At 34.5% G+C, this 11,058-nt stretch carries 12 protein-coding genes; 4 read left to right on the top strand and 8 right to left on the bottom strand.

Translation table 11 applies throughout. The features are described from left to right. The 7 genes from GXZ72_00105 to GXZ72_00135 all read right to left on the bottom strand — a co-directional run bounded on the left by GXZ72_00105 (window position 1) and on the right by GXZ72_00135 (window position 5,711). On the bottom strand, window positions 1–303 hold the full coding sequence (locus tag GXZ72_00105) for a hypothetical protein (protein ID HHT17962.1): 303 nt from the start codon (window positions 301–303) through the stop codon (window positions 1–3). After that, on the bottom strand, window positions 287–667 hold the full coding sequence (locus tag GXZ72_00110; protein ID HHT17963.1) for a DUF2073 domain-containing protein: 381 nt from the start codon (window positions 665–667) through the stop codon (window positions 287–289). The genes GXZ72_00105 and GXZ72_00110 overlap by 17 nt, the downstream gene beginning before the upstream one ends. Before the next feature lie 12 nt (window positions 668–679). After that, window positions 680–1,315 carry a GTP-binding protein gene (locus tag GXZ72_00115; GenBank protein ID HHT17964.1) on the bottom strand — a complete coding sequence of 212 codons (636 nt, stop codon included), beginning with the start codon at window positions 1,313–1,315 and terminating at the stop codon, window positions 680–682. Window positions 1,316–1,510: 195 nt separating this feature from the next. Then, window positions 1,511–2,206 (bottom strand): metal-dependent hydrolase, encoded by a 696-nt coding sequence (locus GXZ72_00120; protein ID HHT17965.1) that lies wholly within the window; start codon window positions 2,204–2,206, stop codon window positions 1,511–1,513. Beyond that, the gene (locus GXZ72_00125; protein HHT17966.1) at window positions 2,203–3,501 is read right to left on the bottom strand and encodes a hypothetical protein; all 1,299 of its coding nucleotides are present in this window, start codon (window positions 3,499–3,501) and stop codon (window positions 2,203–2,205) included. The genes GXZ72_00120 and GXZ72_00125 overlap by 4 nt, the downstream gene beginning before the upstream one ends. Window positions 3,502–3,825: 324 nt before the next feature. Next, complete coding sequence (locus GXZ72_00130; GenBank protein HHT17967.1) at window positions 3,826–4,980, bottom strand: UDP-N-acetylglucosamine--N-acetylmuramyl-(pentapeptide) pyrophosphoryl-undecaprenol N-acetylglucosamine transferase; 1,155 nt, start codon at window positions 4,978–4,980, stop codon at window positions 3,826–3,828. Between the two features lie 161 nt (window positions 4,981–5,141). Then, complete coding sequence (locus tag GXZ72_00135; GenBank protein HHT17968.1) at window positions 5,142–5,711, bottom strand: hypothetical protein; 570 nt, start codon at window positions 5,709–5,711, stop codon at window positions 5,142–5,144. A 223-nt stretch (window positions 5,712–5,934) separates the two neighbouring features. Between GXZ72_00135 and GXZ72_00140 the strand changes: the two genes are divergently transcribed. From GXZ72_00140 to GXZ72_00150, 3 genes are all read left to right on the top strand, one after another. Continuing rightward, entirely contained in the window at window positions 5,935–6,126 is a 192-nt protein-coding gene (locus GXZ72_00140) for a class III signal peptide-containing protein (GenBank protein HHT17969.1), read from the top strand. Between the two features lie 81 nt (window positions 6,127–6,207). Continuing rightward, entirely contained in the window at window positions 6,208–6,393 is a 186-nt protein-coding gene (locus tag GXZ72_00145; GenBank protein HHT17970.1) for a class III signal peptide-containing protein, read from the top strand. A 1,184-nt stretch (window positions 6,394–7,577) separates the two neighbouring features. After that, entirely contained in the window at window positions 7,578–7,745 is a 168-nt protein-coding gene (locus tag GXZ72_00150) for a class III signal peptide-containing protein (GenBank protein HHT17971.1), read from the top strand. Window positions 7,746–7,752: 7 nt separating this feature from the next. Here the strand turns inward: GXZ72_00150 and GXZ72_00155 are convergent, their stop codons facing one another. Further along, a complete protein-coding gene (locus GXZ72_00155) occupies window positions 7,753–9,981 on the bottom strand; it encodes a peptide transporter (protein HHT17972.1) in 2,229 nt (742 codons plus the stop codon). Window positions 9,982–10,229: 248 nt separating this feature from the next. Between GXZ72_00155 and GXZ72_00160 the strand changes: the two genes are divergently transcribed. Continuing rightward, window positions 10,230–10,877, top strand: coding sequence for an N-acetyltransferase (locus tag GXZ72_00160; protein HHT17973.1), 648 nt, complete (start codon window positions 10,230–10,232; stop codon window positions 10,875–10,877). Window positions 10,878–11,058: the final 181 nt, after the last annotated feature.

Below are 11,058 nucleotides of genomic sequence, written 5' to 3' on the forward strand. Positions count from 1 at the left end.
TTATGACCTTTTTTTTTGCTTATTTTTCTTTTTTAAAATGTAGTTAATGTCAATAAGATATTTTCCTTCTTCATCTGAAACTATAACTGATTCATCAGCCATAATGGATTCAAGGTTCAACTCATAAACTCCCTGCTCATGAACCATTATTGTTTCCACAGAACTACCCTTACTTTCCTTGATCTTGGTTACTTTCCCGTCCTGGTGGAATTCAAAGAACTTACTACCACATTGGGGGCATCCTTCCAGGAGGAGGTTTTCTGAGTCTTGAAATTCCTTTCCGCATTTAATACATCGATGCATCACTATCACCGAGACTGGCCACCATGGATATGAAGTTAGATTTCCGTTTCACCTGTTTCATGATGTTAGCTGGACCAATTATGGTTATACCCACTGTTTTCTTCTTTGAAAGGCCAAAAAATGATGCTTCATCTTTTTCTAAGGTGTAAATATCAATTCCCACAAAACTCTCCACATCGATCTCGCGCATGGTGGTTTCAATAAGTTCTGCTTCTTCCTCTGGCTCCAAACCACCCTCGATTACCAGTATTTCGCCCTTTTTTACTTTTTCCATAATCATGGAAATTTTTTCAATACTACTCTGGCTTTTAAGAACATCAGAGGATATGAAATCCATTTTAAGAGCATAATTCACTTCATTCATATAAAAACCCTCCTAATTGAACCTTTCCACCATAGCTTGGTAAAGTTCATCTACATTTTCTCCCTTAAGGGCAGATATTCCCACCACTCTATGCTGGGGAAACACAGAGAGGATTCTTCCAGTGTTTGATTCAGGGAGATCTACCTTGTTGGCCACCACTACAAAGGGTATGTTGCGTGCCTCTAAATTACCAATAATGGTAATGTTGGCTTGGGTTAGGGGGTCTTGAGTGGAGTCCACCACTAGAAGAACACCCGTAACATCATCTAACCATTTTATAGCTTCAATTATGCCCTTCGTAGCCTCCTTAGCTCTTTCTTTCGCATCTTGTTCTGATAGGCCGTATTCTAAGAAATTTTTATAATCAATTTTAGTGGCAATTCCAGGAGTGTCTATGATATCAAAGTCCAGTTCAACACCATCATAGGTGAGGGTGACTCTTTCTTGCCGGCAGACCTTTCGGGTTTCATGAGGTATTTCTGAGATTAACCCCAATGATTTACCAGTCCAGTCTTTGGTCATTCTATTAGCTAGGGTAGTTTTGCCTGAGTTAGGATGTCCGTAAAATCCGATTTTGAGTTTTTTTTCCTTTCCTATAAGTTTGTTGAAGATGTCTCTGAAAAATTTTTTCCTGAAAATCCTTTGCATGATATCAACCATTTAATCACTCTTTTATGACCGCACATTAACTATCTTGTTTAATTCTGAATAATACTCATCTAGTCCTTTTTAATCTGCTAATTTGGTTGGCAGATAAAATGGACTATTACTATTTGCATTTGATAGAATACGTATTGAATTAATATAAATTTTCTTGTCTAAAATTATTAGTGGTGGCTTTGGTTACTCCTGATATGTTTCGCCAGGTTTAAGTATGGCTACTTTAGTGTTAGTGGACATTTCAACCATTTTTTTATACCGGTATGGATCCTGTTCTATCACTGGGAATGTGTTGTAATGCATGGGTATTATGACTTCTGGTTCGATCCAATTTGCAGCTATGGAAGCCTCCATTACCCCCATGGTGTAACGGTCGCCAATAGGAAGTAATGCAATATGTGGCCGGTAAATATCTCTGATTACTGTTTTCATGTCCCCAAAAATACAGGTGTCACCAGAATGGTAAATCTTCCGATTATTTTCCAGTTCCAGTATAAAACCACAGGAACTCCCACCAGGACCTATTCCATCAACAAAGTCCATGTCTGAAGAATGAAAAGCATTGACCATGGTGAATGATATTCCTTCAGATTTAACTGTTCCTCCCTTGTTCATACCCATGGTTTCCAGTTCTTGTTGGGATAGATATACTGAATGTTCATGGTTACAGATTATGGTGGCACCATTTTTCTCAGCCAATTCAACAGTGTCCCCGAAATGGTCTTTATGACCATGTGTTACGCATATGATGTCTGCTTTAAGATCATCCACCTCCACTGGACAGGAAGGGTTATCCCTAATAAAGGGGTCAATTAAAATGTTCACCTTGTTAAGTGTGGATATTAAAAATGCAGAATGTCCCAGCCATTTGATCTTCATTCTCGTAACCCCAGATCCACATCTTGTGAGATGCTCCAAGCATCCTCAAACATTCGTTCTATTTCTAAAATAGATTTTTTATCTTTGTAGATAACCCCTACTTCATAACTTTCGTATATAGGATCGGTGGATATTATCAGACCGTTAGCCTCATCTGCCACCACAGCCACAGTGTGTACATGTGGCATGGTTCTGATGTGAACATTTTTCTCTTGCAGTAATTTGATTAATTCCACTGAAGCATCATCATCCAGACTAGCTTCCTGGATAATCATACGACTATTAATGTCCATGAATTTCTTGAGTATTCCAACGTCAATATTACGCACCCAGGGATACATCATCAATAACTTACTTTCAGCAGTTATGATGGTGTCTTTCATGGCTTCCTGAACATCTTGGGCTTCAAATGACCATATTATGCTGGGTTCCGTTGAGTCTGTCTTTAGTTTGTCAATGGTTCCTTTGAATGAGTCTAAGCGTTCATCAATTATGTTTTCAATGTCCTTTGCATTTTCAATATAGTTTTCTTTCAGTTTGTTCAGCCTATTTTTAACAAACTGATCATCACGCCCAGGGCGTGTTTGAAGTTCTTTCAAACGTTCCTTATCAGCAGTTTCTAACACAGATTTGGGGGCAGGAGGTTTCATTTTTTCTTCTGCAGGTTTTTGTGTTTTTTCTGGGGTTATTTTTTGGCCAGATAATGGTGGCTTTTGTTCTTCTGCAGATTTTTTAACTGGTGCGATTTTTTTAGGTGCTACCTTAGTTTTTTGGGCAGCATCTTGTGGTGAAGTTGTTGGTTTTTCGGTGTCAGCTTGCGGTTTAGCTTGAGGTGTGATCTTTTTGGGAGTTATGGCTTTTTCTGGAGTAACAGCTTTTTTGGGTTTTATTGTCTTCTGGGGTTTAATTGCCTTTCCCTTTTTTTCTGACGGTGTAGTTTTTGTGGGTTTAATTAATTTAGGTTCCTCTTTAGGAACTGGTTTGGGTTTAATAGCCTTAGACTTAGAAGTATCACGAGGTATTGAGGGTTTTTTCACTTTAGGCGGGACTTTAACTGGTTTTGACTTTTTAACAGATGGTCTTGGAGAAACCTCCTTTTTTGGTCTTGAAATGACTCCTCCAGAAAGATCTATTCTGCTTCCAAAGAATATGATTAAAATAACTCCAAAAACTGATGCTATTAAACCTACGAAGAATGCTAATGGGTTGGGGGGAATACTAAAACCAAGATACATAAAATATAATCCACCAATCACCATGAGAGCCCCAAAAACACTGACAATTAAATTGATCATCCTCATACCTCCTGATTCTATTATGTTAGGGATTATTTATAAATTATTAGTTACATCACACACCATTATTATCGTTCTTTCAGTATAGGTCTTATAAAAATGATTTCCATAATAAAAATGGGTCTGATCAATTATTAATATTTTCCGGAATCACAACAATAATATTCAACCAATTTTTTTTAATTTTACATTTCATACTATTTTGTTAATGAATTATGATAGATATATTATTGTTTTTTTATTGATTTTATCAAAGGATTCCCTGAATCTTATTTAATGGAATAACTCTATTTTTTTGGTGGGGTGCCTAATTTCTCAGTGGATCTAATTTTTATTACCGGCAATACAGTCCTTGATGATCTTAGATGCTTTTTCAGTTCCATTGTATTGTGAGAATATTTTTTGAGTATGGGCTGATCCTTCCTTCAAATCCGGGTCATCCAGTGCATAATTAATGTAATTGGTAAGGTCTTTAGAATTTAAATTTTCCATGTTTTTCACATGGGCGATTCCATAACTTTCCATTTTAAGTGCATTTTTTAACTGTTCAGGATGGTTTTCAATGGGTATTAATAGGCTGGGAATTCCCAGAGACGCTAATTCCATGCAAGTAGTATGCCCAGCCAGACTTACCAGCAGATCAGATAGTTTCATCCATTCCATCATATCTTCCAAGTACTTCTTTACAATTATGCGGGATGATGATTCTGCATGATCCAGCTTGTTCTGTGGCCCGGTTACCAATATTAACCGGTCACAATCCAGATCTGGGGCTGCCTTGCAAACCAGATTTAGAAGTTTACTCCCAAATTGGGATCCTCCTACAGTGACCATTACTATTTTCTCTGATTTTTCAAATCCGAATCTGCGGCGAAGTTCCACTTTACTATCCATGGTCTTGGTATTCATTTTAAGGATGGGTCCAGTGAAATTAACCCGTTCACGAATTTGTGGTGGAATCTCCCATGAATTTTTTACATCCGGAATGATAATTGACTGGCACAATTTTGATACATCTTTTATGAAGCGTTGCAAGCCATTTTCAAGGTACTCCATGGTTCGGTCGTTCTGGTAAACCTCTTTAAAGTCAGGGTATAAGTCATTGCTTACCAGTACGCAAGGTATTCCCATAACTTTACAGGTGATGGGAACCGAATAATGGGAATCAGAAACAACCACATCTGGGTTGAATTCCTTGATAATGCGGGATTCATGGTAAATGCTTTTTAAAAAAATGAATGGAGCGTCAATAGATTTTTTTGCTGTGTATTTTAGATTTAATTCACCTGAACTGCCATAAAACTTGATTTCTGGTAGTTTGACCACATTGAAGTTACTGTAACTATTCAGCATCTGGAAACCAGAACCATAACTTGCAAAAAGAACCTCATCTCCATTTCTGATGACGTTCCCAGCCAGGGCTACTGCACGGGATGTGTGTCCCATTCCAATACCACAGGGGATAAAGAGTACTTTCATTTAAGCCACTTCACTATCAGTAATCTGTTGTTAGATTTTAAAAAACTCTTTATGGAATTTGTTTTTGCATAATTATAGTTTGATTAAAAATTCTAGGTAGATCCTCTATATTTTTAGGAACCATTACCTAAAAAAAATGTTTGATTAGGTTTTCTCATTAGTTAACTCATTTTTTGAGATTCAATAAATGATGCAATGCTTTTAAACATTTCAAGTGACCCTTTATTGTTGCTTAAACTCCATGCTAATTTATTTCTTAGACTCCTTTTTGGTTCTTCTCCTAAAGAGTTCATGTAATACATGGTCTGGTTAAAAAGGGAATCTGCATTACTTTCTATTTCCTGGTTCTTGTCTTTTCGAATTTCATCGATTTTTCTGCGGAATAATCTTTTAAGGTTTTTGGAAGCACGGTAGACTTCTTCCTGGTTTTGGCTTTCCATCTGTTTTAATATGGTTTCTATTTCCACGAAATCCATTCTGGAAACTCCGAAAACAATACCATCCGGCCTTATTGACTGAATTCTTTTCACACCAGTGTAGATTGAGAAATCATAATCTGCAATGTAGATCTGCCCCTCACGTAACAATGCCATTAAAGACTCGTTGAAGGTTTTATCAGATGCTCCCACCCCTGATCTGGATCTAACAGCCTCTAAAATGGTTTTTTTTGATAGTTCATTACCTTCCAGTACTTCTAGGATTATATTTCTTAAATTATAGTTTTTAGGCATAATCCACCATCCCCTTAAATCACTATGTGATAATATGCACAAAAGAGTATATAAAAGATATTTATATGTGAAACTAAATACATTTTGAAGACTCGGAATTGTCAAGCTGACAATTTTGCTCTCCACCAACAATTATATATATAAGTAGAATGAATAAATAGTATTATCATTATGAGGTCTTCAAAGAAGTTATGTGGATCTTCAATGAGGCATGGGGGTAAGTATGAATATTATTAAGGATGAACGTGGACAAGGCGCAGCTGAATACATTCTACTGTTTGGCGGTGTAATCGTGATGGCTATAGCTGCATTGTTAATTTACCAAGCATACTTCGAAACTGGCGCTGGAATAAACTCGGAAACAGATTTGAGTTCAGTCAGAGCAAGTGTTAACCAGAGTTATAATAGAGGATAAAACATTACACTTATATAATATCTTATGAATAAGATATCACATTCATTAATAATTTTAAAAAAAAATATTGGAGGAAAAAATATGAGTTTGTTAAAAGACGAAAAAGGACAAGGCGCAGCTGAATACATTCTATTGTTCGGTGGTGTTATAGTGATCGCAATAGCTGCACTAATAATCTACCAACAATACTTCGCTAACACCAATTTCAGAAGCAGTGACGATATAACTGCTGTAAGAAGCAGTGTTTCTGCAAGACAGAATATTTAAGTGTGCCGTAACGTAATGCCAATAAATATTTCAATATTTGTTGGTTACTTTTTTATTTTTTTTATGATTATGGCTTTGTAGAAACCATGTTTTTTTTTTATTTGAAATTGAGGTTGTTTGATTTTTTTTGGTAATAAAAAATAACTTTATTAGTTTTAGGTTGAGTTTTTCCTGTTTTCACTCGAAATTACACTTACATATTTTTAAATACAGTTGCTAAAGTATTTATAAAGGGAAAGAGGAATAATATTATTATGATTAACAAAATCTATTATTCCCCTGTTTATTGTAGGGTCTTAAAGCAGTTAAATCTTTTGGATTTTAATTTTAAAAATTCTAGATATTCAATGTTTAAAAGATTTTCAAACATAGAATAGTGGATTAAAAGAAAATAAGTTGGTCGAATTCATTGAAAGGACATATTATTATGTTAAAATAGCGATAAGCAAGTATATCTAAATGCTTTTTCAAACCATTTTATATTCACAACATTAGCAATGAAAATTTACACAAAAATCAACTATATCGTGAAATAATTGATTTTTATTGATGTATCAGACCTAATTAAGAAATATATTGAGAATAAAAAAGGTTCCACACTTTTACAACGATCCCAAAAATTTTTTAAAAGACTACCTTCAAAACAAATTAGAAAATATTAACCGTTTAATAATTATCATTAAACGATATTAAAGCAAGATATAATAGCATTAGACGGCTCTGGTTTCACTAATGATTATGCACACAAGTATTATGCAAAAATAAGGCAAAAAGAAAGAAAAAGCTACATAAAAAAAACCTACTTAACAATAGACGTAAAAACACGCCTTATTTTATATATATCAAACATCACATGGACCGAAAATACGACACACAATTTGCAAAACCCGCATTAAGACATAATCAAAAAATATAAACCAAATTACATAGTAGCAGACAAAGCATACGACACAGAACCAATAAGAAAATGTATAAAATGAAGAACTCAAAGCATTTGACCAAATACCTCTCAAAAACAGAGCAAAAAACCAAAAAAAAATGTGATACATATCTGAAATAATAAATGATTTATACTACTCGCATCATATATGACTAATAGTAAATGATTATTAAGATGTGTTGATGAAAAAAATTTTCAACTCAATACACCTTAAAAGGCACGATTTCTTTGAAGGTGGATAAATATGGATGAAAAAGGTCAAATTAGTGCAGAAATGATACTGCTTATTGGTGCTATTCTAGTTATTGTAATTATTGCAGGTATTTTCGTATTAGATATTACCGACTCTGTTGCTGGAAACATTACTAAAGTTGTAGAAACTGCAAGGGATAATACAATTAATAGGATGTAATTTTTTGTTATTTTAATCCCCAAACAGTTACGCCTTTATTTGCATATAAAGGTTTATAAATCGTTGAGTTGCTCTTTTCAAGAACTAACTTGGTGAAGATGGAATTTTCAAATCTTTTATCCATGACCACTGCCTTTTTATCATCAATTATGAATATACAAAAATCACTATTAGAATCCATATAAATCTTTTCTGAGCTTCTATTTTTAACATAACCCACACAATATGGTGTTTTATTTTTCCAAACAACATTTTTAGTTTTAATATCCCACATAACATCATTAGAAAAAATGAATAAATCACCTTTCTTTTCTACATCCCCCACAGAGTAAGTGTAATTATTGGTGCGTCTTTCTTGGAAGTTCCACTCCCCAAACTCAAAAGTCCAAAACCCATGAACAATATCATTATCATAGGTGACTAAAACCATTGGTGATGGATTTTCAGGATGTGTTAATTTTAAAATTTCTTCCACTTGATGATCTTGGAAATTGTAGTGATTAATAAGTAATTCTTTGGCATCAGACCGTTGAAGACCTAATATATTATTCATTACCTCCACAGTTTTTGTTGTGTTTTTTATACTCATATTTATCTTGATAAAACCTTGATCCCCGGTAGTGGTGATCATTTGGAGAATTCCTGCAGAAAGACTTTCATTATCTGTAGAAAATGATCTAGAAATCCAGTAATTCCGGGATGTGCTTGGAGATTTGTCTTTAAATGGATATAAATTATCATAGTTACGCGCTGATAACGTTTCTATATAACCCATTCTACCATCTTGAACAACAGAACGATCAGCAATAGCCGTGCATACATGACCAAAACTCCAATCAGTTACAATAACCGTATTTTTGGTTGTGTTATTTTTTATCCATATGGCTGCTTCCCAATAATCATCATCTATATTTGGAGTCGAGTAATTGTACATTTGTACATTAATTATTCCCGGAAGTAATGTTACAAATAAAATAATAATAGCAAAAAAAGTTAAAACTGGTTTTTTTCTAAGAAAGAGAGTTTTTTCACTGTTTGCTAGGATATTTAAGTATTGGACTGAGATTCCAATCATGAAACTTGTGCTAACAATCAGGGGAGGAACAATGAGCATGATAAATCTGTAACCTTGTGTTAAAGAAAAAATACCAGCAAAACCCCAAAATACTAAGAACGAAAACGATAACCAGTTCATTCGAGGTAGTATTCTATTTTGTAATGATTCATTTGATAGTATTCTGCCAATCCATATTATGCCTAATAATCCTGCGTAGATAGAGACTCCCAACACTGCAAGGAGTTCTTCCAAGAAAGGTGGACCCAATTCAGAAACCGAAATATAAATATTAGGCCAGTCCTGCCAGGATGCCCCGTATAAACCAATTAATTGCAAAGGAGAATATAGTAGTTTTATAATATTAATAAACCCGGTAAATAACCATACTAAAACTATAGTGGTGATTAAAAATACTGAAAAACAGTACAGATGGTTTTTAAAATTTTCACCCTTAAAACTACTCCAAATAATGTGAATTGCCCAGAAAATGATTATGATATAAAATAAATATTGCCACCCACTCCAAGCCAAAGAAAACAGGAAAAGAGATAATCCTGAAAATATTGAAAAATAAATCCCTTTTTCGGTAGATTTATTTATATTATCAAATACTTCAAATAAAAACCAGACCACTAAAAAAGGAAATATTAAATTGAACATGTCAGTATCAAACCATCCTGGAACTGTGCGAGCGAAATAAAATGGAATAGTTACTGTTAGCACACCTGCAGCAACTGCCCCGTACTGGTTAGTGAACCTACCCATAAATAAATAGGCTATGATTCCTGCCAAAGGCGCTATAAAAGCAGATAACCAAAAACAGACAACTAGAAGAGGTATTTCGGTAAATAAATTCACGAATTTATAGATGAATGCTGTTAAATAAGCTATAAGAGGAGGGTAATCAAGGGGAACTCCAGGATAATAGGAATGTAAATCCCATTGGACACCGTTAATAATGGCATCACCCATATATCCATGTTCTAATAGGTTTTTTGTTAAACGATAGTTGTAGTAGGAGTCCAACTCGATCATGTAAGGAAGACCGTTTTCATCTTGATAAAAACTTTTTTCAGCATCAGAATATCCGTCTAAATTAACGGCATCCAATCTCAAGAATAATCCAACCGAAAATATCAATAAAATAATCCCGATCCTAACCAAAAATTGTTTATTCATTTTGACTCCCGTCAATATTTACAGATAATTGGTGAAATCTTATATATATGAATATTGCTCTTAATCAGTTGGAGGTTAATAAAAAATAAAGGAAATTATCCATTGTCCCAATAATTTACTGGGATAATGCTACTCCTATTCTCAATACAATGTGTATTGGTAAAATGGTAAACTAGATTAGTGAGCATGAAGAAATAGTATGTCATCTCTAATATCTACCACAACAATAACACGATAAATTGAGTTATATGTCGTTATTTAAAAATCCATGGGGCTCCAATGAGAAGACTAATTTTAGAAGTCGATTCTTTGGAGTGGGCACTGAAGAAGAGCTTAACCAGCCTAAAGTGCATGAAAATGTTACTCTGGGAGTTAGTTACAAATTCAGATCTAAACCTCCAGTAATAGGTAAAAATGCACTTCTCCGTTCCAACACTGTGATCTACAATGATGTGGAAATTGGGAATGATTTTCAAACTGGACACGGAGTACTAATCCGGGAAAAGACTAAAATAGGGGACAAAGTACTCCTCGGCACTAATAGTGTCATCGAGGGCCATTGCGAAATTGGTAGCAATATCAGCATACAATCAAATGTTTACATCCCACAAAATACTTTAATTGAAGATCAAGTTTTCCTTGGACCTTGTTCATGCTTCACCAACGATCGTTATCCTTTACGAGCAACCTATGATCTTAAAGGACCAATAATAAGGAAAGGAGCATCAATTGGAGCAAATTCAACATTCCTTTCAGGAATTGAAGTGGGTGAAGGAGCCATGGTGGCTGCAGGGGCCATTGTGACTAGGGACGTGCCCCCATACTATCTGGCAATAGGAGCACCTGCCAAACATAAACCCCTACCCAAACAATTCAAGAAACTGAATAAAATTTAGATACATTAACATTTGACTAGATTTATTTTTTAAAAAAATATACTTAAATATCCTCTTTTTTCTAAAAACTTATATCTTTATATCGCCAAATTCTATTCATGGAAGTTTCTCTAATCATACCCATGTACAATGAGGAAGAAAACGTACTCATTACACTTGAAGAAGTTAAAAAAGTTTTAAA

This window comes from Methanobacterium sp., from assembly GCA_012838205.1.
GTDB lineage: Archaea > Methanobacteriota > Methanobacteria > Methanobacteriales > Methanobacteriaceae > Methanobacterium.

What these genes read in the sequence shown, in the direction of transcription:
- GXZ72_00105 (HHT17962.1), bottom strand. Translation starts at nt 303, where the DNA reads ATGCATCGATGTATTAAATGCGGAAAGGAATTTCAAGACTCAGAAAAC.
- GXZ72_00110 (HHT17963.1), bottom strand. Translation starts at nt 667, where the DNA reads ATGAATGAAGTGAATTATGCTCTTAAAATGGATTTCATATCCTCTGAT.
- GXZ72_00115 (HHT17964.1), bottom strand. Translation starts at nt 1,315, where the DNA reads ATGCAAAGGATTTTCAGGAAAAAATTTTTCAGAGACATCTTCAACAAA.
- GXZ72_00120 (HHT17965.1), bottom strand. Translation starts at nt 2,206, where the DNA reads ATGAAGATCAAATGGCTGGGACATTCTGCATTTTTAATATCCACACTT.
- GXZ72_00125 (HHT17966.1), bottom strand. Translation starts at nt 3,501, where the DNA reads ATGATCAATTTAATTGTCAGTGTTTTTGGGGCTCTCATGGTGATTGGT.
- GXZ72_00130 (HHT17967.1), bottom strand. Translation starts at nt 4,980, where the DNA reads ATGAAAGTACTCTTTATCCCCTGTGGTATTGGAATGGGACACACATCC.
- GXZ72_00135 (HHT17968.1), bottom strand. Translation starts at nt 5,711, where the DNA reads ATGCCTAAAAACTATAATTTAAGAAATATAATCCTAGAAGTACTGGAA.
- GXZ72_00140 (HHT17969.1), top strand. Translation starts at nt 5,935, where the DNA reads ATGAATATTATTAAGGATGAACGTGGACAAGGCGCAGCTGAATACATT.
- GXZ72_00145 (HHT17970.1), top strand. Translation starts at nt 6,208, where the DNA reads ATGAGTTTGTTAAAAGACGAAAAAGGACAAGGCGCAGCTGAATACATT.
- GXZ72_00150 (HHT17971.1), top strand. Translation starts at nt 7,578, where the DNA reads ATGGATGAAAAAGGTCAAATTAGTGCAGAAATGATACTGCTTATTGGT.
- GXZ72_00155 (HHT17972.1), bottom strand. Translation starts at nt 9,981, where the DNA reads ATGAATAAACAATTTTTGGTTAGGATCGGGATTATTTTATTGATATTT.
- GXZ72_00160 (HHT17973.1), top strand. Translation starts at nt 10,230, where the DNA reads ATGTCGTTATTTAAAAATCCATGGGGCTCCAATGAGAAGACTAATTTT.